Source organism: Streptomyces sp. NPDC037126, from assembly GCF_055605965.1.
The window spans coordinates 15,519-36,749 of sequence record NZ_JBVJTD010000038.1; the positions used below are offsets into that span (position 1 = coordinate 15,519).

At 68.1% G+C, this 21,231-nt stretch carries 20 protein-coding genes and 4 pseudogenes; 9 read left to right on the forward strand and 15 right to left on the reverse strand.

Annotated elements, in window-relative coordinates; genetic code table 11:
* The first annotated feature begins 9 nt into the window (after positions 1-9).
* The 4 genes from ACZ7FF_RS41365 (at position 10) to ACZ7FF_RS41380 (ending at position 4,302) form a co-directional block, all read left to right on the forward strand.
* Complete coding sequence (locus ACZ7FF_RS41365) at positions 10-432, forward strand: hypothetical protein (RefSeq protein WP_470819471.1); 423 nt, start codon at positions 10-12, stop codon at positions 430-432.
* Between the two features lie 54 nt (positions 433-486).
* Positions 487-2,823 (forward strand): hypothetical protein, encoded by a 2,337-nt coding sequence (locus ACZ7FF_RS41370; protein WP_470819473.1) that lies wholly within the window; start codon positions 487-489, stop codon positions 2,821-2,823.
* A 37-nt stretch (positions 2,824-2,860) separates the two neighbouring features.
* Entirely contained in the window at positions 2,861-3,952 is a 1,092-nt protein-coding gene (locus tag ACZ7FF_RS41375) for a hypothetical protein (RefSeq protein WP_470819474.1), read from the forward strand.
* 194 nt (positions 3,953-4,146) lie between these two features.
* Positions 4,147-4,302, forward strand: a complete 156-nt coding sequence (locus ACZ7FF_RS41380; protein ID WP_470819517.1) for a DUF6233 domain-containing protein — start codon at positions 4,147-4,149, stop codon at positions 4,300-4,302.
* A 9-nt stretch (positions 4,303-4,311) separates the two neighbouring features.
* Here ACZ7FF_RS41380 and ACZ7FF_RS41385 read toward each other — a convergent pair whose 3' ends face one another.
* The 3 genes and pseudogenes from ACZ7FF_RS41385 to ACZ7FF_RS41395 all read right to left on the reverse strand — a co-directional run bounded on the left by ACZ7FF_RS41385 (position 4,312) and on the right by ACZ7FF_RS41395 (position 5,250).
* Positions 4,312-4,563, reverse strand: a complete 252-nt coding sequence (locus ACZ7FF_RS41385; RefSeq protein WP_470819520.1) for a hypothetical protein — start codon at positions 4,561-4,563, stop codon at positions 4,312-4,314.
* 187 nt (positions 4,564-4,750) lie between these two features.
* Positions 4,751-4,933 (reverse strand): annotated as a pseudogene (locus ACZ7FF_RS41390) (ATP-dependent DNA ligase); the annotation flags it as partial.
* Positions 4,934-4,935: 2 nt separating this feature from the next.
* Complete coding sequence (locus ACZ7FF_RS41395) at positions 4,936-5,250, reverse strand: ATP-dependent DNA ligase (RefSeq protein ID WP_470819476.1); 315 nt, start codon at positions 5,248-5,250, stop codon at positions 4,936-4,938.
* Positions 5,251-5,505: 255 nt separating this feature from the next.
* Here ACZ7FF_RS41395 and ACZ7FF_RS41400 point away from each other — a divergent pair, with 255 nt between their 5' ends.
* Positions 5,506-7,347: an nSTAND1 domain-containing NTPase gene (locus ACZ7FF_RS41400; RefSeq protein ID WP_470819478.1), complete on the forward strand. Its 1,842-nt coding sequence runs from the start codon at positions 5,506-5,508 to the stop codon at positions 7,345-7,347.
* Complete coding sequence (locus ACZ7FF_RS41405) at positions 7,337-7,561, forward strand: recombinase family protein (protein WP_470819480.1); 225 nt, start codon at positions 7,337-7,339, stop codon at positions 7,559-7,561. The genes ACZ7FF_RS41400 and ACZ7FF_RS41405 overlap by 11 nt, the downstream gene beginning before the upstream one ends.
* Here the strand turns inward: ACZ7FF_RS41405 and ACZ7FF_RS41410 are convergent, their stop codons facing one another.
* The 6 genes and pseudogenes from ACZ7FF_RS41410 to ACZ7FF_RS41435 all read right to left on the reverse strand — a co-directional run bounded on the left by ACZ7FF_RS41410 (position 7,562) and on the right by ACZ7FF_RS41435 (position 13,007).
* A complete protein-coding gene (locus ACZ7FF_RS41410) occupies positions 7,562-8,569 on the reverse strand; it encodes a recombinase family protein (protein ID WP_470819482.1) in 1,008 nt (335 codons plus the stop codon).
* 289 nt (positions 8,570-8,858) lie between these two features.
* Positions 8,859-9,626: a glucose 1-dehydrogenase gene (locus ACZ7FF_RS41415; protein WP_470819483.1), complete on the reverse strand. Its 768-nt coding sequence runs from the start codon at positions 9,624-9,626 to the stop codon at positions 8,859-8,861.
* Between the two features lie 37 nt (positions 9,627-9,663).
* A complete protein-coding gene (locus tag ACZ7FF_RS41420; protein WP_389523030.1) occupies positions 9,664-10,926 on the reverse strand; it encodes an MFS transporter in 1,263 nt (420 codons plus the stop codon).
* A 34-nt stretch (positions 10,927-10,960) separates the two neighbouring features.
* Positions 10,961-11,307 (reverse strand): annotated as a pseudogene (locus tag ACZ7FF_RS41425) (cyclophilin-like fold protein).
* A 232-nt stretch (positions 11,308-11,539) separates the two neighbouring features.
* Positions 11,540-11,950, reverse strand: coding sequence for a (R)-mandelonitrile lyase (locus ACZ7FF_RS41430; RefSeq protein ID WP_470819485.1), 411 nt, complete (start codon positions 11,948-11,950; stop codon positions 11,540-11,542).
* 40 nt (positions 11,951-11,990) lie between these two features.
* Positions 11,991-13,007, reverse strand: a complete 1,017-nt coding sequence (locus ACZ7FF_RS41435) for a zinc-dependent alcohol dehydrogenase family protein (RefSeq protein WP_079115395.1) — start codon at positions 13,005-13,007, stop codon at positions 11,991-11,993.
* A gap of 212 nt (positions 13,008-13,219) precedes the next feature.
* Here ACZ7FF_RS41435 and ACZ7FF_RS41440 point away from each other — a divergent pair, with 212 nt between their 5' ends.
* Entirely contained in the window at positions 13,220-14,107 is an 888-nt protein-coding gene (locus ACZ7FF_RS41440) for a helix-turn-helix transcriptional regulator (RefSeq protein ID WP_470819487.1), read from the forward strand.
* 81 nt (positions 14,108-14,188) lie between these two features.
* Here ACZ7FF_RS41440 and ACZ7FF_RS41445 read toward each other — a convergent pair whose 3' ends face one another.
* Both ACZ7FF_RS41445 and ACZ7FF_RS41450 read right to left on the reverse strand, forming a co-directional pair.
* Positions 14,189-15,241 (reverse strand): transposase, encoded by a 1,053-nt coding sequence (locus ACZ7FF_RS41445; RefSeq protein WP_470819488.1) that lies wholly within the window; start codon positions 15,239-15,241, stop codon positions 14,189-14,191.
* A 73-nt stretch (positions 15,242-15,314) separates the two neighbouring features.
* A pseudogene (locus tag ACZ7FF_RS41450) lies at positions 15,315-16,082 on the reverse strand (Tn3 family transposase); the annotation flags it as partial.
* Positions 16,083-16,290: 208 nt separating this feature from the next.
* Between ACZ7FF_RS41450 and ACZ7FF_RS41455 the strand changes: the two are divergent.
* Positions 16,291-16,563, forward strand: a complete 273-nt coding sequence (locus ACZ7FF_RS41455) for a hypothetical protein (protein WP_470819489.1) — start codon at positions 16,291-16,293, stop codon at positions 16,561-16,563.
* 260 nt (positions 16,564-16,823) lie between these two features.
* Here ACZ7FF_RS41455 and ACZ7FF_RS41460 read toward each other — a convergent pair.
* Positions 16,824-17,225: pseudogene (locus ACZ7FF_RS41460) on the reverse strand (DUF4158 domain-containing protein); the annotation flags it as partial.
* A 405-nt stretch (positions 17,226-17,630) separates the two neighbouring features.
* Here ACZ7FF_RS41460 and ACZ7FF_RS41465 point away from each other — a divergent pair.
* Positions 17,631-17,813 carry a hypothetical protein gene (locus ACZ7FF_RS41465; RefSeq protein ID WP_470819490.1) on the forward strand — a complete coding sequence of 61 codons (183 nt, stop codon included), beginning with the start codon at positions 17,631-17,633 and terminating at the stop codon, positions 17,811-17,813.
* A gap of 176 nt (positions 17,814-17,989) precedes the next feature.
* Here the strand turns inward: ACZ7FF_RS41465 and ACZ7FF_RS41470 are convergent, their stop codons facing one another.
* The 3 genes from ACZ7FF_RS41470 to ACZ7FF_RS41480 form a co-directional block, all read right to left on the reverse strand.
* A complete protein-coding gene (locus ACZ7FF_RS41470; protein ID WP_470819492.1) occupies positions 17,990-18,469 on the reverse strand; it encodes a hypothetical protein in 480 nt (159 codons plus the stop codon).
* A 26-nt stretch (positions 18,470-18,495) separates the two neighbouring features.
* Positions 18,496-19,050: a hypothetical protein gene (locus tag ACZ7FF_RS41475; protein ID WP_470819494.1), complete on the reverse strand. Its 555-nt coding sequence runs from the start codon at positions 19,048-19,050 to the stop codon at positions 18,496-18,498.
* A 1,442-nt stretch (positions 19,051-20,492) separates the two neighbouring features.
* Entirely contained in the window at positions 20,493-20,933 is a 441-nt protein-coding gene (locus tag ACZ7FF_RS41480) for a hypothetical protein (protein ID WP_470819496.1), read from the reverse strand.
* Positions 20,934-21,231 lie beyond the last annotated feature (298 nt).

Sequence of the window (21,231 nt, forward strand, 5' to 3'; positions counted from 1 at the left end):
GATCGGCACATGGCGCACGATCATGCCGCACACCCAGTGGGTATGCGGCTCAATCACCTGCAGGACATCCCGAGCGGTGGTATGCCCGACCTTGCCCACTCTCCGGACGAGAAGAAGACAGCAGCGGACGCTCTCCGCAAGCACATCGAACCGGATACCAAAAAGGCCGGGCAGCGGGCGGACGACGAGACAGGCGCCGTGGTAAAGGCGTTCGATGCGAAGGACGGACACGGCTGGCTCACGTCCACTTCCGTCAGCAAGGCGCACAAGATCTGGGGCGAACAGGTCCAGAACTTTCTGATCCGGCTGGCGGGGGATGAATCGGCCCTCCGGAACAGCAACATCGTGTTGACCGGAACGGATACAGGAGTGGCCGGTACGGCGCGCAAGGTGTCCGTGTTCGACACGTACTCATCGCCGCCGGAGCACTGACAGACAGCCGAGTTGTCTCGCACGCCACCGAATTCACTGCCTTCGACGGGATCCATGCCGACCTACCACGAGATCCTGACGACCGACCTGTCCACGCTCACCACAGCCGCCGAGCGCTGGGACGACATGGCAAAGGACTTCAACAAGCAGGAGACCGCGTACCGGCGGGACGTCCACGGCATCACCCTGCTACCGACGTTCGCGGGCGAGAGCCGGCAGGCCGCCAACGCACGATTCGGCGTCAGGCTCACGGAGTTTCAGAGCGCCCAGACCGAGGCCAAGGCGATCGCCTCGCTCCTCCGTGAAACGCACACTCAGTTCGTGGACCTGCGCAAGAAGCTGGAGTCCGCCCGCGACGACGCGATCGCCAAGGGCATGAAGGTGTCGGACCAGGGCGTGGTCTCGTACGACACCGAGAAGATGAGCCAGGGCGAGCGGATGGCTTACGTACACGACCCGGACTACCAGGACAGCATCCGAAAGGACGTCTCCTCCTGGCAGGCCCGCATCGACCAATGTGTGAAGGACGTGGACGACGCCGACAAAGGCGTCGAGGTGGCTTTTACCGCCGTCGTGAAAGGTCCCGACATGGGCGACGGCACGACCCCCGGCTTCAACGGCAAGGCCCAAGGCGACATCGACAAATATGAGGCCCAGGAAGCGGACGACATCGCCCGACGGGTCGCCAAGGGCGAGAAGGTATCCGCCGCCGACCTCACCGAACTACGCCGCACTTTCCGGGACAACAAGGACGACAAGACATTCAGTCAGACCTTCCTGGACGGGCTGGGGCCGGAGGGAACACTCAAGTTCACGAACAAGCTCGAAGACCTGGCGTACTTCGACGACACCAAGAACAAGAGCACCTACATCGAAATCAATGGCGGCCTTGCGGACTCCCTGGCGGCGGCCACACGGGTGCCGGACTTCAAGGACTCCGAGGGCAGACACCTGCGCTTCGGGACCGCCGCGTACAACGAGGCGTTCCAGGCCTGGACGAAGACCGACGACGCCCGGTTCTACAACAAATGGCGTGCGGCGCTACGTGAACACGGCGACGACAAATATGCCCTCGAAGCTGCCGGAAAGAAGACCGAGGTCGGGTACGGGAGCGGTCAGAAGATCCGCGGCTACCAGAGCCTCGCCACGCTCATGCATCAGGGGCACGGCTACTCGCCCCAGTTTGTCGCAGACATCACTGACGACATGATCGGCATGGAGAAGAAGGACCCCGGTATCTGGGATCTCTACGGCAAGTTCAGCGACAAGGACGGCGATGGCTGGTTCGCGAACGACCCTGTCGACGGCGCCCTTGAGGTCATGTCACGCAATCCGGAAGGGGCGACCGGCTATCTCGACCCCGGCACTGCCACCGGCCAGGAGCGCCTGGACTACCTCCTCGGCCACGGACACGACAGCCGGAACTGGAACATCGTCCACACCACGCACGAAGGCGCCAAGACCGACTACGTGGGACCCGACGTGGAGGACAGTGACGCCCGCAAGGGCCTCGGCGATGCCCTGGAGGCCGCGACGACCGGCCAGGCACCGGGCGGCTATCATCCGGTCGGTCAGCACACCGAGCCGCAGGCCCGCATCCTGCAACACACCATCGACACACTGAACTCGGACAACCAGGCGAAGAAACTGCCGAACAACCTTACGCTTCCGCTGGCGCACATCCTGACGGCATACACGCCGGACACCCATGAGATCAACGCGCAGTCGGATTCCCGTTTTGAACTCCCTCCAGGCAACACAGGCTCGGTCTGGAGCGACAAGAACGGAGCACACATCACTGTTGCGCGGGACTCCCTTACCAAGCTCATGCGCGGCATAGCCAATGATCCCACGGCGTTCGGCCACGTCTACGCTGCGGAGCAGCACCACGCTCACGACCTATTGGCCGCTCTTCCGCAGGACGCCGACAAGACGGTGATCAGTAATCGCATCACCGACTGTTCGCGGGCCATGGGCGCGTATGACGGAGTCCGCGCCGACATCATCTTCGGTGAACGCTTCAACAAGACGCAGTGGGCCGCCGACTTCAACCACGGCCTTGGCAGCTCGCTCAGTACCGCGCTGATGTTCAAGCCGAAGAACGCCGAATTCCTCGGCCCAGCCGGAGACGTGGCTTCCAGAGCCCTTGACCTGTACACGTACGAATCGAACAAGGAGCACGTTGCCGAAGCGAACCTCAAGGCCACGCAAGACAACGTCAAGCTCTACGCAGCCGGACAGCACGACGTGGAGAACATGGTCAGAATGTGGGGCCAGAGCCGCGGCCACGACATCAACAGCGACTGGACGAAGCAATATGTCCACGTCGGTCAGCAGGACTACAACTACGGCCGCGACCGGGCCCTCGATGTTCTCCGAGCCGACCGGTGACGCCGAAGGGTGACACCGCCCGAACGGGAAGAGCACGATGAAGATCTTTGCAAGCCGCAGGCAGCGCTTGGTCGGCTGGTTGGTGGGCGGCATCCTGCTGACGCTGTACATCGTGGCGCAGTCGCTCTACAGCACTGGCGTCTACGCGTCCTGGCGGGATCAGCGGTCCCTGGACTCGGCATGCGGCGGCACCCTGGCTCAGGGGGGCCTCGGCGATGCGCTGAATTCCTCGCATGTGCGTGCCAGAGCCGCCGACGACTCGGAGTACCTGGCGGCCTGCCTGATCAACAGGCCCGACACAGGTCGGCATGGCGGCGCTCTCCAGCTCATGCTCCGCTGGAGCGATCAGTCGGCCCCATCCGAGGCTCTCGCCCCGTTCAGCAGGAACGCCAACGGACTCCAGGGACAGGCGGCGCCGCTCGGCAACAGCTGGCCGGGCTTCGTCCGGTACGACGGGTCTGCGCAAGTCGTGGTCGCCCTTGACTGCCAGAACCACAAGGGCAGGGCCCTGGTGGCATACGGCGACCTCATCCAGTGGCCGGAGGACGCCAAGACGAGGGAACCCGTGCTCACCGGGCTCGGCAGAGTGACGACGGAAACAGCGCAGAAGGCGGCTGCCAAGTACGGGTGCCAGGCGCAGGGCGGCAGACAGCTGACCCACGTTTCACTCCCGTCCCCGAACGGGAAGACAGCCCCTCAGCAACTTACGCAGGCCCAGGGCTCCTGCGTCGCGCTCCGAGGACTCGCCGGCCAGGCGTCCGACGCCGGGACGCCCCAATTCGTCGACTACCCCGCGGACTCACATACGCCGCAGGTTAACTGCTACCTGTTCACACCTGCAGGGAAGCCAGGCTACGGGCTGTACGCGTACTACGGTGCCGTCGCCAAGGACTTCGAGTCGGTCAACTTGACCAACCGCAGTGACGACTACGCCTTGGCCACCGCCAGGTGCCCTCAATCGGATCAGGAGGCCGTATTTGTGCTCGACCACCTCTACGACCGGGACACCGACAGCTACCCCGTCCCCCATTACTCAGCGTCGTTCGCCACATCCGCATTGAAAGCATTCGCCGAGCACGAGGCAAAGCAGCGCGGCTGTACCGACGTGAGCATGATGTCCCGATCATGAGGCGCAGCCAGGCCCTCACAGGTGGCTGATCTGAAGGGTCTTTTCGATGTGCTTGCCGGCCTGCTCGTGGTGCCGGTGGGGCGGCCCACTTCGTGCAATCGAACATGCGAACGACCTTGCTCCCGTGTCCCGCCTCGAGGTGAGCAGGCCCGGCCCCCGTACCGGACTGGACACTGGAGCTCGGCTCAATCGTGATGCGCCCGCGGTGTACGTCCACGAGGGCAGCTGCTGGAACCGGACAGCGCGCCAAAGGAGTCGACCGGACGACCGCACTGCGGGCACTCACCGAAGGCGTGCCGGCCTGCCCGCACTGCCGGCCCGACAGCGGGCTCGGCTTCCTGGACGGATGAGCGGCCTCGTCAGGCCTGGAACAGTGGCACCTCGTTTACGCCCAGGTCGGTGCGGATGCGGACGTTTCGCACGGGGTGGCGCCACCGGCCGTCGTCGACGGCGGTGTCGGCGAGGAACTCCGCGGCGAGCTCGGGCTGCACCGGCGTGAAGTCGAGGTAGCCGCGGCCCCAGCCGGCGGAGAAGCGGATACCGCGCCAGGGGTGGTCGACGCCACCCGGATGGAGCCGGGCCCCGACGTCCCGGCGGGCTGCGGTCGGCAAGGGTGCCGTGCGAGCGACGAGCCGGAGACGGCCGGCACGGTCGTAGCGACCCAGCAACAAGGCTGTCGGCGCTTGCACGCTTGCCCGTGATCCCGCCGATGACGCCCTCCGCCGTCTCCTTGGCGCGTACCTTGATCCAGCCTCTGCGGCCGCGCCAGTACGGCTGAGCGAGGCCTTTCACCACGGCCCCCTCGATCCCGGCCGCACCCCAGGCGGGGTCCAGCCAGTCTTCGCCGACGGCCCGATCCGTCGTGGCCGGGCACAAGGTGAACGGCGCGACCAGGACGCCGTCAGCGAAAAGGCCCTCGAGGATCGCGCGGCGCTCCCGGTACGAACGTTCGGCACCGTCGGCCTTCAGGACGTCGAACACGATCAGGTAGGCCGTCCGCTCGACAGCGGCTGCGTGGCCTCGCGGCCGCGGCGGCGCGCCCGCGTCTGCAGCGCGCCGAAGTGCAGCCGGCCGTCCTGGACGACGACAAGTTCGCCGTCCAGGACGAGAGACCGGCCGAGGGCCAGCGCGGCGACGGCCAGGTCGGGGAAGGCGGAGGTGAGGTCGGCGCCGTTGCGGGACTGCAAGTAGGCGTGATGGGGCCGCGCGAAGAGGATCGCCCGGTACCCGGCCCTGTTCTCCCGAAGCTCCCGCGAAGTGACAAGTAGCTCTCCGTGATCAACGTGACGTTCGGTCACTGGGCAGGGTGCGGGAGCCCCCGATTTTCCTCACCAAAGGGTGTTGCGAGGTTCTTGAAGGGTCCGGGTTTTTGAGGGAGTTGTTGAGGGTCCTGGAGCCCGTTTCGGAGATCCTCGGCCGATCCTCAGAAAACGATGGTTAGTTGACGGCACACTGCTGTACGTGACCGCTCCCACCGACCTGGCTGTCCCGTCTCGCGAGACCTTGCCTCCGTCTCACCTGACCTTCTCCGGTTCGCATTCCAAGGACAAGGTATGAACGTTCGCTGCCCCTTCATGGGGCTCTCAGCGTTCACGGAGGATGACGCAGAGTTCTTCTACGGCCGCGACGGCGACATCGCGCGCATGCACGAGGCCGTGAGCACAAGGCCGGTAACGGTAGTGGCGGGCTCTTCGGGCTGCGGAAAGTCGTCCCTCATAAGGGCAGGGGTGCTGCCCCGGCTGCGGGCTGAGGGCATGAGTATTTCCGAGCTGCGGCCCACGTCCGGGTTGTCAGCGGCCGCCGTGCTCGCCCGGGCGCTGACGGAGGTCCTGGAGCTGGGACTCGGTGACTCCGACCGCCTCACTGGGACCCTGGAGCTGCTTGAGCTCCTGAAGATCGACCGTATCGACTCTGTGGCAGACGAACTGCGGGCCAGGGTCCTCGTCTTTGGCGGGAGCGCCGGACACGTCCTCTTCGTCGACCAACTGGAGGAGTACGCGAGCTCCGAACCGGAGGCTGCGCGTGACCTGCTCGGGCTGCTCGCCGCCCTAGCTGGCGAAGACGGAACAGCCGCATTGCGGATTGTCGCCACCGCACGGCCCAGCTCCCTCAATGCGCTCGTCAGCGCCCGCACCGTAGGTCTCATCAGCGAGGGTGTGTACTTCCTCGCTCCGCTGGCCCGCGCTGACCTGGCGCGGGCGGTGACCGGACCCGTCGACGCGATGCCAGGACTGTCGTTCGAGCCGGGACTGCCGGATCGGATCCTCGCGGATGTGCGCGACGAGCCCGGGCGGATGGCCCTGGTCCAGATCATCCTGCGGGAGCTGTGGATGCACCGCACCCACTCGACGCTCACCCACGCCACCTACGCCGCCATGGGCGGTGCCGCGGGCCAGATCGTCGAGTATGTGGAACGCTCCTTGCCGTTGCTGTCACAGGCCCAACGGGACTGCGTCCCTCGGCTGTTCGTACAGCTGGCCCGGCCCGGCGACGGTGACACCTATTCCCGAAGGCCCGCTCGCGCCGCCGAACTCGCCCCAGAACTCCTCGATCTGGCACAGGAGCTGGCTGCCCGCAGGCTCGTGGTTCTCTCTCACACCCCAGGCGGTGCAGACGGCGAGGAGACAGTCGGTCTGCCGCACGAGGCTCTGATCCAACTGTGGCCACGCCTGAGGCAATGGCTTGTCGACTACCGGGACTTCCGCGTCTGGCAGGAGCAACTACGCGCCGACCTGCGCCGCTGGCAAACACAATTCCAGGATCCCGGTCGCTTGCTCAGAGGATCCGACCTGGCGGAGGCCCTGCACAGACTTGCTGAACATCCCGAGGACATCTCAGCCGACGAGCGCGGCTACATCCTGCTCAGCCGCCGGCGCGCCACCGGGAGCATCGGCAGGGCCGTACAGACTGCATCCGGAGTAATAGCAAAGGCGGCTGTGTCAATGAGGCAGGTCAAAGACTCGGGAAGCCGGCCGCACTGGCAGGTTCTGACAGTTGTCGGTCTGTGGGTCGCCGTCTTACTGACTGCCGCGTCGATCAGTGTGCATGAAGTGCTCAGTAGCTTCCGGCTGCACGGACAGCTGGGGCCCTCCGACACACCCGCGGTGGTCACGTCGATCGTCGCCCTGGGCACCGCCACCGGAACTTTGATCGGTGTCGTTCTGACCGCTTACGCCAAGTACGTGCAGGCCCGGGGGCAGGCCGAGGCAGATCTCATCCGAGCAAGGGCCGAGCTGATGCGTGCGGAAGCCGATGTCACCAGAGCCCGCGCAGGGCTCCCTCCGCACACCCCCTCCGCCAACGGCGATCCATCAGCTCTCGCGGCTCCCGCTTCAACTGCCGAGCCTGACGCTAGCCAGCCTCCAACATCGGTGGGGTCACCTGATGCGCCCTGAACGTGTCCGGGCTGGTACCCGCGCTACGGATCCCCTCGGCGCCTTCCCGCTCCACCCAACCGAGATCCGTATCGGCTACGCCCGGGTGTCCAGCAGCGGGCAAAAGCTGGACCGGCAGATCGACGCGCTCACCGAGGCGAAGTGCCGACGCATCTTCGCCGAGAAGGCCCTGTTCTCCCGAAGCTACGGCGAAGTGACAAGTAGCTCTCTGTAATCAGAGTGACGCTCGGTCGGGGACAGTGGAGCGGGGTCCGGGGACTTCACCGGCGTGGAGGGCGGCGAAGTCGGCGTGGGCGGCCTCGACGGCTTCCGGGTACGCCTCGCGCTTGGCGTGCTCGGCGAGCGCCCGGTAGATGCTGGCGACAGAGGGGTTCTGTCCCTTGCGCTTGCCGGTGGGGATGATCAGGTCGGGCTGGATCTGCTCGACGGACTCGCCGCCTGCGCGGCGACGGAGCACGGTGTGGAGCATGTCGTCGGTGATGACCGGGGGCCTGCCGCCGTGCTTGCCCTTGCGGGCCGCGGTGTCGAGCCCTTCGAGCGTGGACTCGCGGATGTTCTCCCGCTCGGTCTCCGCCATCGCGGCGAAGAACGCGAACAGCAGCTTCCCCGGGCCAGTCGGGTCGTAGATGCCGGGCAGGGGCCCGGCGAGCATCTCCAGGACCAGGCCGTGGACGGTGAGGTGGTCGGCGAGTGCGGTGAGTTCGGCGGCGTCGCGGCCGAGACGCTTCATCTCGTACACGGTGAAGATGACCCGGCAGTGCGGGGCGTGCGCCTTGACCTCCCGCGCGGTCCGCAGCGCCTCCTCGAACCTCGGCCGTACGCGGACCCGGGTGCTGATCTTCTCGCTGAAGATCTTGTCCCTGGGGATGCCGTGCTTGCTGAGCGCGTCGAGCTGGGAGTCGAGTTCCTGCCCGAGGGTCGAGCACCTCGCGTACCCGATGCGGATGTCCGCGCTCGGCAGGTCCGGGTCGATAGGCGCCGGCGGCGGGGTGCCGGGCCGCCACGGCCGGCCCGGGCCGCGGTCGGCCGGGGTCGGCACCCGCAGCGCCTTCTTCAGCCGGGGCACCATGGTGAAGCGGCGGGTGTGGTAGGCGGAGGCGACCGCGCCGCCGCGCGAGCGGCACGGTGAGCCGGGCTGCGCGTCGCACTTCGGACAGACGTGCTGTTCGACCTCGTCGGCGTCCGACCGATCGGTTGCGGAGGGCTGCTGAGGATCCGTCACGGGCCCGGATTCTCGCACAATGCAAGTCTCAGAAGGGGGTCCGTTCCGCTTTTGAGTGAGAACGTGTTCTGAGAACCAATCCGGGATTGACGGGGGTTCGGCGACTCATAATTGATCTTGCTCGCGCAAAGGATCGTTTGCGAGAGCCCACGGTCCGCGATCGCGTCCTGCGGCCCGAGGGTTTGGTTGCGGGAGGCGCCGCGGGTTCGAGCTCGGTGACGCCGGGGTTTGGAGCCCGCCGTGCGGAGGTGGAACGCCTCGGGTGGCTGCGGCCGGGTATGGCGTTGGGTTACTGGGCGGTGTAACCGCCGTCGACGGGGAGGGCGACGCCGACGACGAAGCTGGCGCCCGGGCTGCACAGCCACAGGACGGCCTGGGCCATCTCCTCGGCGGTGCCCAGACGGCCGATGGGCTGGGTGCCTTCGGCTTCGGCGCGGTCGAGTTCTCCCTTGGCGATCATGTCGCGGACCATGGGGGTGTCGATGGTGCCGGGGCAGATGGCGTTGATGCGGATGCCGCGCGGGGCGTATTCGAGGGCGGCGCTGGTGGTCAGGCCGATCACGCCGTGCTTGGAGGAGTGGTAGGAGGCCCGTCCGGGGATGCCGACCAGGCCTCCGAGGGAGGAGCAGTTGACGATGGCTCCGCTGCCATGTGCGCGCATGTGGCGCAGTTCATGCTTCATCGCGGCCCAGACGCCGCGCAGGTTGATGGCGTGGACCTTCTCGAACTGGTCGAGGGGTTCGTCGGCGGCGTCGGTCGGCGGGATCTGGATGCCGGCGTTGTTGTAGGCCATGTCGAGGCGGCCGAAGGTGTCGACCGTGCGGTCGACGGCGGCGGCGACCTGGTCCTCGTCGGAGACATCGCAGACCAGGGCGAGGGCCTTGTGACCTGCGTTGGTGAGGTTCTTCGCCACGTCGGTCACCGCGGCCTCGTCGACGTCGGCGAGGGCGACCGCAGCGCCGGAGGCGGCGAAGGCACGGGCGGTGGCCAGGCCCATGCCGGAGCTGGCGCCGGTGATGAAGGCGACCTGGCCGGTGAAGTTGTAGGTGGGGTTCATGAGTTACTCCTTGCGGGTCGTGCGGGGAGGTGGTGGTTCAGGAGTGCAGTGACGTCGCTTCAGCCCTGTCTTGCGGTGCTGGGGCCCCTGTGTCGACGGCCCCCCGGGCGACGACGCGGGTCGTGCCGCGTTTGGCGGAGGGGGCCAGGGCGGTCAGCGGCAGCAGGGTCAGGGCCGCGAAGAGCGCGCCGACGAGGGCAGGTCCGGTGACGCCGAGGGAGGAGGCGAGGGCTTGGCCGGCGAGCGCGGAGCCGGCGGCGATGCCGGTGTTGTAGGCGGACGTGGTCAGTGCCGAGGTCAGGGTGGGGGCGTCGCCGGCGAAGCGGACGGCGAGGGCGGTGACGACAGGGTTGATCGTGAACCCGGCCAGCGCCATGAGGAAGATCAGGGCGACGGCGGACGCCGGAGTCGTGGAGAGCGGGATGAGGGCGAGCAGGGCCAGCGCGGTCGCCGCGGCGGCCGGAATCGTCGTGGCCATCGGTCGGCGGTCGCCGAACCGGCCGCCGATCGCGGTGCCGCCCAGCGCGCCGGCGCCGAAGGCGACCAGGACCAGCGGCACGGCACTGGCCGGGATGCCGGCCCGCTCGGTCAGGAGGGGGGTGATGTACGTGTAGGTCGCGAGGACGCCGCCCATGATCAGGACGGCGGCGGCCAGCGCCAGCCACAGCCGGCCCTGCCGCAGCGCACGAATTTCGCGGCGCACGGAAATCCGGGCGTGCTGCTCCATGCGGGGGATGAACCGGCCGATCACCATGGCGCCGAGCGCGGCCAGGATGGCCAGCGCCCAGAACAGGGCGCGCCAGCCGGTGATGTGCCCGGCCAGCGAGCCGACGGGGACGCCGACGACGTTGGCGAGGGTCAGACCGCCCATCATCACGCTCACGGCCCGGGTTGCGTTCGCCGGCCCGGCGGCGGTGGTGGCGATGACGAAGCCGACGGCCCAGAACGCGCCGGTGGCCAGGGCGGTGACGAACCGGGCGGCCAGGACGACGGTGAAGGAACTGGTGAGGGCCGCGACGACGTGACCGGCCGCGAAGACCGCCAGAGCGAGAACGAGGGTCAGGCGCTGGGGCATGCGCAAGGTGGCCAGGGCCATGGCCGGTCCGCCGACGATCATGCCGACGGCGAAGGCGGTGATCAGCAGTCCGGCGTGGGAGACGCTGGTGCCGAGGTCGGGGGCGATGTCCGGGAGGATCCCGGCGATCACGAACTCGGTGGTGCCCATCAGGAAGGTGCCGGCGGCGAGCACCCACACGACGAAAGGCAGCTTGCCCGACGCGGAAGCGGCGGGGTGGGGCATGAGAAAAGCCTCTTTCCGTACTCGGGGGTGTGGTTCACGCGGCGGGCGCGAGGGTGATCCGCTCGGCCCGGGCCAGCTGTTCGGCGGGGATGTCGAGGTGGCCGAGAATCAGCAGGTCCGAGGAAGGGGCGGGGCCGTCGTGGTAGAAGAGGGCCAGGTTCCCCCAGGGCGCGTAGTAGGCGAGGTCTCCCGCCTTGGCCGCGGAGGGTGGGGGGCCCCGTCGGTGGTGAGCTTGCGCGGCGGGTAGCCGATGCGCTCGGTGCCGTGGAAGTCCTCCAGCTTCACGGTGAGCGGGAGCAAGCTCGCCAGGTCGCGGGCGGCGGGGCTGTCGTTCAAGGTGGCGTGAGTTTCATGGCCGTCGATGGTCAGGCGAATGCGCATGGAGTTGGCCCTGTCGGATGGCGCGGAGGTCTCGTGCGTCGACGCCGGCTGACGCGAAGAGGGAGAAGGCGCCGACGACGGGTGATCGCTGCAGGCCGTCACGGCCAGGACAAGCAGGGGGAGGCAGCTGCAGATACGCAGAAGGGCGCGAAGCACGGTCCTGCCTTCCTTGATGGGGCGAACGAGCCGCCCGCGTGTACCCGGGTCCGGGACGTGGCGGCATGGCGCGGGTTCAGCTGGTCGCCGGGGCGGCGGTGTATTCCTCGTCGGTGACGGGGGTCAGCCACTGCACGACGGCGTGGTCGGCGTCGCCCTCGTTGATGGCCAGGTGGACCATCAGCCGGTTCGGTGCGGCGCCGTGCCAGTGCTCCTCGTCGGCCTCGAACAGGACGCGGTCACCGGGCCGGATGACCTCCACCGGTCCGCCGCGGCGCTGGCACAGACCGACGCCCCCGGTGACGAAGACGGTCTGCCCGAGCGGGTGGCGGTGCCAGTGGGTGCGGGCGCCGGGCATGAAGTGCACCAGGGCGGCGGTGACCCGGGACGGCTCGGGCGCGGCGGCGACGGCGTCGATGTACACGTCACCGGTGAACCAGTCGGCCGGGCCCTTGACGGTGTCGATCGAGCTACGGGTGATCTGCACGAAAGCTCCTTGTACGGGTGGCGGGGGTAAAGGGCGTGAGTCAGGGCTTGAGGAGGGTCTTGATGGCGCGGCGCTCGTCCATCGCCTTGTAGCCCGCGGCGACCTGGTCCAGGGGCAGGGTGAGGTCGAACACCTTGCCCGGGTCGATCGCGCCGGTCAGGACCCGGTCGATGAGGTCGGGCAGGTAGCGACGTACGGGGGCGGGGCCGCCGCGCAGGCCGACGTGGGAGAAGAACAGCTCCTGCCCGTCGATCGCGACCTCATGGGGTACACCGACAAAGCCGACGTTGCCACCGGGCCGGGCCGAGTGCAGGGCCTGGCTCATGGCCTCGGCGGTGCCGACGCACTCCAGGACGGAGTCGGCGCCGATCCCGTCGGTCATCTCCTTGATCCTCGCGACACCCTCCTCACCGCGCTCGGTGACGATGTCGGTAGCGCCGAACTCCCGGGCGAGCTTCTGCCGTGTCTCGTGCCGCGACATGGCGATGATCCGCTCCGCGCCCATCTCCTTGGCCGCGATCACACCGCACAAGCCGACCGCCCCGTCGCCGACGACCACGGCGGTCGCACCGGGCTTCACCTCGGCGGCGTCGGCAGCCCACCAGCCGGTGCCCATGACGTCGGACACGGCCAGCAGACCGGGCCAGAACTCCTCGTCCGGCACCTCGTCGGTGGCGACCAGGGTTCCCTGGGCGTTGGGGATGCGGACGTATTCGGCCTGGCAGGTGGACATGAACTCGCGGTGCAGGCAGCTCGACTGGAAGCCGTTCTTGCAGTTCGCGCAGGTGTTGTCGGAGGTCGCGAAGGAGCCGACGACGAACTGGCCCGGCTTCACCGAGGTGACCGCGGAGCCGACCTCCTCCACGAAGCCGACGTACTCGTGGCCCATGGGGTGCGGGTCACCGATCGGCTCGGCACCGCGGTAGGGCCACAGGTCCGAGCCGCACACGCAGGTCACGGCCGTACGGATGACGGCGTCGGTCGACTTGAGGATCTTCGCGTCCTCTACGGTCTCAAACCGGACGTCGCCGGGGGCGTAGATCATTGCTCCGCGCATGGGAAAGGTTCCTTTGCTTGCCGAGGCGTGCGATCCCGGATGCCGGGGCCGTCGCCGAGTGCAGGGCCAGATGCAAGATCCAGTCGTGATGACCGGGCGGAAAGCACCACGTCATCCAGGTAACCCGCTTCCCGCACCCGTAGCGAGACACCATCAAGGGGTGTACTGCCAGTACATCCCTGTGGACACGGGCGGGACGTACCGTCGAAAGCGTGGACAACCAAGCAGAGGTCCGCGAGTTCCTCACCTCGCGGCGAGCGAAGATCACCCCCGAACAGGCCGGCCTGCCCTCCGGCACCCGCCGGCGCGTGCCGGGCCTGCGCCGCAGCGAGGTCGCCGCCCTGGCCGACGTGAGCGTGGAGTACTACGCCAAGCTGGAGCGCGGCAACCTCGCCGGCGTCTCCCCGGCCGTCCTCGAAGCCGTCGCCCGCGCCCCCCAGCTCGACGACGCCGAGCGCGCCCACCTGCTGAACCTCGCCCAGGCTGCCGACGGATCCGACACTCTCACCCGGCCCCGCCGCCGCACCGCACGTCCGTGGACAGCGCACCGCAGCCTGCAATGGGTCCTCGACGCCGTCACCGCCGGGCCCGCCTTCGTCCGCAACGGCCGCATGGATCTGCTGGCCGTCAACCGGCTCGCCCGCGCGTTCTACGCCGACGTCTACGCCACGGCCGCGAACCAGACGAACCTGGCCCGCTTCCAGTTCCTCGACCCCGCCTCGCGCCGCTTCTACCCGGACTGGGACCAGGCCGCCGACGTCGTCGTCGCCATCCTGCGCACTGAGGCCGGACGCAACCCCCACGACAAGGACCTTCACGACCTCGTCGGCGAGCTGTCCACCCGCAGCGACGACTTCCGCACCCGCTGGGGCGCCCACAACGTCCGCCACCACGGCACCGGCACCAAGCGCTTCCACCACCCGGCCGTCGGAGACCTCACCCTCGCCTACGAAGGACTGGAGATGGCCGCCGAACCCGGCCTCACCCTCACCATCTACACCGCCGAACCCGGCTCACCCTCCGATGAGGGCCTGCGACTGCTCGCCTCCTGGGCAGCCACTCAGGAGGCCGGCACTGCTGTGGGACAAGCCGCCGACTGACCGATGCCAAACGCACTGCCCACGGCCGACAGGAAGAACCCGGGCCGCCCGCGCCAGCCGCCGCAGCCGCCCCTGCGGACTTCAGCCCCAGCCGGCTCTGCCGCCCGCAGGCTGGGCCGTGGAGGCTCCCGGCGCCGTGCGGGGGGCAGGCACCATGGAGGCCGGGGCGGCAAGGTCGAGATGAGAGTTCATGTCCAGCTCGAACCGGCCGTAGGGGTTCACGTGTGTCCAGAACAGCGGGGACAGGGCCCGCCGGTCGGCGTCGGTGAGGCGCTTCTGCCACTTCTCCTCGCTCAGGATCTCCTGGAGGAGCAGGGTGTTGACGTGCACCAGCGCCGACTGGAGCAGGTGCAGCGCGAGCATCGAGACCTCCTGGGACTCCTTGTCGGAGCCGGTCAGGTCGCCGTCCTTGCCGTAGAACAGGTCGTGGTTGGCACTGTTCCAGTTCTCCACGACCTGGAGACCGTCGTTGATCTCGCGCCGCAGCTCGGCGTCGGCGAGGTAGTCGCAGATGAACGCCGTGCGCACCGCCCGCCCGAGTTCCTCGATCGCCCGGTAGGTGGGGTGCTTCGGGCCGCCGCGGGTGAAGCGCCGCAGGACCTGCTCGGCCTCGGCGGTGCCCAGGCGCAGGGCGGTGGTGTACTTCACGATCTGGTCGTACTGCTGGCGGATCAGGTTCCAGTCGATCGTCTTGGTCGACAGCACCGGCGACAGGTTCGGCCACTTCTCGTCCTCCCCTGCCGCCGGCCGGTACAGCCGTGCGGAGCCGACGTTCTTCAGCCGGGGCAGCAGGTTGAAGCCGAGCATGTGGGCGAAGGCGAAGCCGACGATGGAGGCGCCGTGCGTGTCGGTGTACTGCCGGTCGATCTCCACGTCCGTGCAGTGCCGCAGCACGCCCTCGATCATCGCGGCGACCTCGGAGGCCGAGCAGGACTTGAGCTGGCTGTAGACGCACAGCGACTTCTTCTCGACGTGCCAGTAGATCATCACGCCGGGCCCGCGGTACCGCTGGTGCCACTCGGTCATGAAGTTGCTGGACCAGGAGCCGAACTTCTTGCTGTCGCTCGCGCAGGCGGTGCCCTCTCCCCACCACGCCGCGTCGCGGGCGGCGAAGGTGGCGTTGACCAGTCGCACCAGCGCCGCGCGCAGGTTGGTCCGGTTGAACGAACAGGTGCCGCACCCGACGCAGGACGGCCTCGCTCTCGCCGTGCTTGCCGGTGACCGCGACCCGCTTGATGCCCATGTTCGTGCCCAGCGCGAACAGCACCAGCAGCAGCCGGCGCCGCAGCACCGCCTTCGGCACCGCCTCCCTGGTGGCCACCGAGATGAACTCGGAGGTGAAGCCGGTGGCGAACTCGGCCTCCTTGAGGATGTCGATCAGGTCGATGGTGCCCCAGCGGCGTTCGATCTCCGCCTTCGGTGCGACGAGGTTCTCCGGTTCCTCCTGCTTGCCCAGCGGCGAGACCTTGATCCACGGCTCGCCGTGCCGCTTGACGATGTCCACCCCACCCGTGGTGCCCAGCTCCAGTGCGGTGTCGAAGCGGGTCAGGGCCTCGCGGAGCTTCTTCTGCAGGGCCTCGATGAACTTCTCCGGGGCCTGCGGCTGGCGGATCGCGTCGTAGTGCACGTCGCGGTTGTCCTCGAAGTCCGGCGGGAGGTCGTCTTCCGGGTTCTGCCACCGGTTCGCGCCCGGCACCCAGATCTCCCGGCGCCGCAGCGCGTCCCGCAGCGAGACGAGCACGCACAGCTCGTACGGGATGCGCTCGACCCGGCCGCGCTCGTCCACGACCGCCTTGCGCCATTCCTCGCGCACCACGCCGGCGAGCGGGATCTTCTCCGCCTCGTCGAAGAACGCGCCCTCCTTGGCGATGGGCTGGTCCAGGTACCGCTTGAGCAGGTCGATGGCGTCCATCACCGGCCGGTAGGCGGTGTTGTTGCACTTCACGTCCAGCGCGTTCAGCAGCGGCGAGAGCATCCGCCGCCAGTGGTTGGAGTACGACGAGCGCAGCACCGTGCGCACCCGGGCCCGGTAGCGCGCCTCGTTCGCCGCGGCCTCCGCCGCCAGCGCCTTCAGCGTGGACTCCCCGGCCACCGGATAGATCACCTTGCGGACCGTGCCGCCCGGCTCCGCGACCGCCGCCTCCGCCAGCCGCAGCAGGATGCCCTCCTTGCCCCGGACCCGCTTGAGCTCCTTGTTGAACTCGCCCTCGACCTTCTTCTCCGCCCGCGTGTTGATCTTCTGCACGAGCTGGATGAACAGCTCCACCAGCGAGTCGGTGATCTCCGTCTCCCGCACGTGGCACAGCGCGGCCAGCAGCGTGTTCCGCACCGGCCCGGCCGCCGCCCGCAGGTCCGAGGGGTACTCCTTCGCAGCCCGCGCTCGCCAGGCCGCCACCAGCTTCCCCGTCACGTCCGCGAACAGCTCCGGCGGCAACTCCAGCGCCCGCACCCGCTGAAGCTTGTTCACCTCGGCCAGCAGGCTGTCCAGCCCCAACGCCCCGGGATCGGCCTTCAGCTCGGTGAAGAACGTGCCCCCGCCGCCCGCGCTCTCCTCGGTGCCAGCGTCCTCGGCGATCAGGTCGTCCAGCCGCGAGCGGGTTGCGGCCGACAGCCGGCCCACCGTGGCCGCGCAGAACCGTTCCTCGAAGGTGCTGACCGCCCTGCCCACCAGCCGGGCGATCTGGCCCGGGGCCAGCGGCTCCAGCCGGTCCTTGCGGCAGCGGGCCACCACCGCCTCCGCCAGCCGGTCCCGGGACAACTCCACCCCGCACAGCTCGACCGCCAGCCACTCGGCGAGCTGGGCCTGGTCCTCCTCGGTGCACTCACGGAAGCCGAACGCACCCCGGATCTCCACCCGGTGACGCTTGATCGCCCGCCCCGACCAGTCGTAGGCGGCCCACTCCTCCGCAGGCACCCTCACCTGCTGGGCAACGTACGAGACAGCCGGCGCCGGTATCTCCCCGGCGTCCTCCGGGAACCGGGCCTCCACCTCGAAGAACTTCAGCAACAGCGCGAACCCCAACCGGTTCGCCCCCGACTTGTTCCGCGGCCGCCACTGGTCCTCCTCCAGCAGCGTCCAGACCTCGATCAGGTCCTCCGGCTCCCACTCCTGCCGCACCCTGGGCTCCTTCCGGTCGTCACGACCGGACCAACCTCGCCGAGCACGGTCCCCGATGACCCCAGAAGATCAAAAAGGCTGACAAGCGCACCCCAGATCCGCTACAGAGAGCTACTTGTCACTTCGCCGTAGCTTCGGGAGAACAGGGCCTACCCGTCGGGCTTCTGCTCGTACGCGAGGCCGCCCGGCAGCACCCGCTCGGGCGGCAGCACGGACCAGGCCTCGGCAAGCATCGGCTTGACCGGCGGGGTGAGGGCCACAGCCCACATGTACGCCCTGCTCAGCAGGAGCGCACGCGGACAAGGGATGCGGCACACAGGCGACGAATGCATCCGTGAGGGCATGGGTGAAGCGAATGAGGAGTGGTTACTCCGATATGCGCTCCCACGGAACGGAGACCGCCCCATGGTGATCAAGAAGATGCACGACATGGGCGCCCGCAGCGAGCACGCCTACCTCGCCGGCCTGGGCTCGATCAGCCTGAGCCTCGCCTTCTGGCGTACGAGCCTGAAAGCCGAGCAGGCCGGCCCCCTCCCCGCGGGCCACACGGCACCGCTGCTGGCTGACGAACAGGCCACCCGCATCTGATGGCGAAACCATGTCACCACCGCCTTGACCACAACCGGTGGCGTCACAGGCTTACAAAATCCGTGCCGCACGGGCACGCATGCGGCTGTGGCCGAGAACACGTCGTATTGGCCGACCGTAGCCGTAGGAAGATCAGCTGGCGAGGGGATTCGTCACCCTCAGCCCGGGTCATCCGCTCAGCGATCTGTTCCTGTAACACACCTGATTTCGGTCCACTGCGCACAGATCAGGTCGAGATCACCGATTGCGATCCAGGAGAGGTAATCCACTTCACCACAGAGTGCGCTGACCGGCCCCAGCCGGTACGCCTGCAATCTGCTTGGAATGCCGCCAGGAAGACCGACTTGTTCATGGCCGACCTTCAAGTCGACGCTCCTTGGCGTCGGATCTCGCGGTTGCCGATTCTTGGCAAAAGTAGCCAGCCAGCGGTAAGCGAACGAAGGGTCGACATGCAAGGTTGTTGTGCCGACTCCTATTCCACGTCCATCGATATCATACTTAATGAAGAAAGTTTCGTATATTCCATTTTCCTCTTGACTGAGCGTCCCCGTGGGGTCCTGCCCGCGGAGGCCGAACATCACCCCGTCAAAATCTCTCGCAGCCATCCCGATTTCTTTCTCCATGGCCTGCCGACGGTTTGACGGGGTGATGTTCATTTTCCCTCACTCATCGAAGTGTGCGGTCAGTCCTTGTAGTAGTACGTTGTGTCCCACGGGGTCCCGGAGTGGCACTCCTCGCCGTCGATCAGGACGACGTAGCTTCCGCCTTCCACCTGTGCGGTAGCGTCTCCGGCGCCTCCCGAGTGCGTGAGGAAATGCATTTCATGATTCGGCCCGGTGGCCCACCCGCTGTCGCGGAGCTTACCGACACCGAACCTGTCCGTGACGTCTACGGTCCAACCGTAGCGAATGACGTCGTGGTCAACCTTGTAGCCGGTGTTGACCTCTCCCTCGTAGTTGCCGCCGGTTGCGTAGAAGTGGACGTACGATTCCCCACAGTCGCCGTGCACTACAGGAATCGACTGCGGGGCGACGTGTTCGTGCTTCGGCACGGAGGCCTGCTGACCGTCCGGTAACGTGACGATCTTGTAGCCGTGCTGTTCTGCTACTGCCGCGTCGAATCCGACTACCTTCATCGGTGTCGTGACAGTCACCTCGCGCCCTTTGTGCGCCGCAGGGGCGGCAGAAGCTGCATTTGCGCCAGTCAGCGCAATGGCAGCCGACAGCGTGGAGACCACGCCTATTACCCTTACCGAGTTTCGCATGATTCCCCCTGGATGGGATGTCTTCCCCGTGACTCATGTTGTCTCGGGCCGAAGTGGAAACTACGGGGCCTCATTCCTTCCCTGCAAGGGAAATTTTGCGACGTAAATGGGCCACGCGGATTCCACTTGCTACAGACCGTGATCATGAATAGCGGGCCACCAGCCCATGGTCTAATATCGATCTTGTTCGATAACGCACAGTGATAGGTGTGCTGTCTCGCGATAGGCGGGGTTGACTCAAACAGGGCCCGCTCTGGTGAAGTTGCCCGCGGCCGCACCGGCCTGCGCCCGTGAGCCGAGCGAGGCCGGCGACGAGCCCTCCTTGGCCAGGAATACAGAAACGACCAGGAACGTCGGGGAGCTACGCCCTTTTCACGGCTTGGGTCGACAGACTGGCCCCAGAGTCACCAATGGGTGTTGGTGTCGCCGACGCAGACGGCGATCCGACCGTGGGCGGCCTCAGGAGAGGGCCGTCGGCTTACGGGGTGGAGGGACAGCGCGGAGCAGCTCCCACTGAGGGCGTGAGCCGGATACCCAGACTCCGAGGGTGCGTCGGTCGACCACATGCAGGCGCTGCTGCTTGGCGAAGTTCACGGCGGGTGCGGTGACTCGTCCGTTGGTCACGATGACCGCTGCGTCGGGGGCCTGGACTTGGCGGGCCGCACGGGGCCATCCCCGCGGCCGCGGGGAGCAGGCATCACCCGGGTGGTCCCCGGGCGCGACGCCGGGACCATCCCCGCGGGCGCGGGGAGCAGACCGCCAAATTCCCGCGCTCGTCGGGGTCGGCGGGACCATCCACGCGGGCGCGGGGAGCAGCAGTACGGCCGCCAGGCCTCCGCCTTGGCGGGGGGACCATCCCCGCGGGCGTGGGGAGCAGCAGGCCGAGCACCTGTGGGCCCAGATGGCCGAGGGACCATCCCCGCGGGCGCGGGGATGGTCCCAACCGCCTTCGGGGTCCCGCCCGCCGCAAACAGTGCTCCCCGCAGGCGCAGGGATGGTCCCACCGTCCGATCCTCTGCGGCCCTCGTACCACGCTGCTCCCCGCACGCGCGGGGATGGTCCCTCGGTTCTCCCAGAACCCGAAGCACCGCCTCACTGCTCCCCGCACGCGCGGGGATGGTCCCCCGGACGCTCTTGCGGGCTTCCGCCTCCGGGACACCTTGGCCCACAAGTGTCTGGACCTCGCGCCGCCACTGCTGGTGCGCGGCCACCTTCATCCCGAGCGCGTGGTTGAACGCCCACCGCGCCGCACCCGCATGCCGGGTTAATGCCTCCGCCTGCACGGGGGTGGGATCCAACGCGAACTGGAACGCCTGGAGAACTTCCTGCCGCACTCGCCCACCCCCTAACTCACCCGGACTATGACTGGGTTGGATCGTAGAGAGCACGACTGACAATGCGACCGACCTGCGCATTCACGCCGTGCGCTGCACGACCGGCGCCTGCGCGACTGCTGTCTCGCAGGCGGCCCTCTGAGCGCGTTCGGCCCGGGCCCGCCAAAGCGCAGCCGCTTCGGTGACTGCGGCCTGGCGGCGGCGCTGTGCCCGGGTCGCCTCGATCGAGGCCGGTGCGTCGTCTGGAACAACGTCCGGCTGGGGGAACGCGCGGCGGCTCAGCTCCCGCATCGCGGCGGTCTGCCGCTCCACCGCTTTCGCGATGGCCGGGTCCATCGTCGACGGCCGGACGGCCTGGCGGTGCGCCTCGATGGCGCGGCGGTAGCCGTCCGGCGGGGTCCGTCGCTGCACCGGCGCGGCGGGCACGGTCGGCGGGGTCGGGTCGGCGGCCACCGTGGCGGGGCCGGCCTTCACGGGTGCGGGCGCCAGGACGTGCAGCGTGCGGACGTTCGCGCCGCGCATCTTCTCGTTGGCGGCCGCGACCAGCTTTGACGCGCTCCAGCGCAGCTTCGTGCCGTACGCGGGGGCGTCGGGGGCGACGTCCAGGCGGCCGGTGTCCGCGTCGAAGCCGATGGCCTGGACGTGCCCGGTGAGCTCGGGCGCGGCTGCGGCGAGGACGGCGTCGAACTGGGCGAGGACGCTGCCGCTGGCGGCCGGGCGACCATGCTGCGCTCGGTCATCATCATGCCGATCGCCGCACCGAGCCCGAGCGGCTCGCGGCCGTCACGGCGTACGACGGGGCCGTTGCGCCGCTTCGGCC

Coding starts and splice junctions, on each gene's coding strand:
- ACZ7FF_RS41365 (WP_470819471.1), top strand. CDS start 10: ATGGCGCACGATCATGCCGCACACCCAGTGGGTATGCGGCTCAATCAC.
- ACZ7FF_RS41370 (WP_470819473.1), top strand. CDS start 487: ATGCCGACCTACCACGAGATCCTGACGACCGACCTGTCCACGCTCACC.
- ACZ7FF_RS41375 (WP_470819474.1), top strand. CDS start 2,861: ATGAAGATCTTTGCAAGCCGCAGGCAGCGCTTGGTCGGCTGGTTGGTG.
- ACZ7FF_RS41380 (WP_470819517.1), top strand. CDS start 4,147: ATGCGCCCGCGGTGTACGTCCACGAGGGCAGCTGCTGGAACCGGACAG.
- ACZ7FF_RS41400 (WP_470819478.1), top strand. CDS start 5,506: ATGAACGTTCGCTGCCCCTTCATGGGGCTCTCAGCGTTCACGGAGGAT.
- ACZ7FF_RS41405 (WP_470819480.1), top strand. CDS start 7,337: ATGCGCCCTGAACGTGTCCGGGCTGGTACCCGCGCTACGGATCCCCTC.
- ACZ7FF_RS41415 (WP_470819483.1), bottom strand. CDS start 9,626: ATGAACCCCACCTACAACTTCACCGGCCAGGTCGCCTTCATCACCGGC.
- ACZ7FF_RS41420 (WP_389523030.1), bottom strand. CDS start 10,926: ATGCCCCACCCCGCCGCTTCCGCGTCGGGCAAGCTGCCTTTCGTCGTG.
- ACZ7FF_RS41435 (WP_079115395.1), bottom strand. CDS start 13,007: ATGCGCGGAGCAATGATCTACGCCCCCGGCGACGTCCGGTTTGAGACC.
- ACZ7FF_RS41465 (WP_470819490.1), top strand. CDS start 17,631: ATGGTGATCAAGAAGATGCACGACATGGGCGCCCGCAGCGAGCACGCC.
- ACZ7FF_RS41470 (WP_470819492.1), bottom strand. CDS start 18,469: ATGAACATCACCCCGTCAAACCGTCGGCAGGCCATGGAGAAAGAAATC.
- ACZ7FF_RS41480 (WP_470819496.1), bottom strand. CDS start 20,933: ATGCGCGGCGCGAACGTCCGCACGCTGCACGTCCTGGCGCCCGCACCC.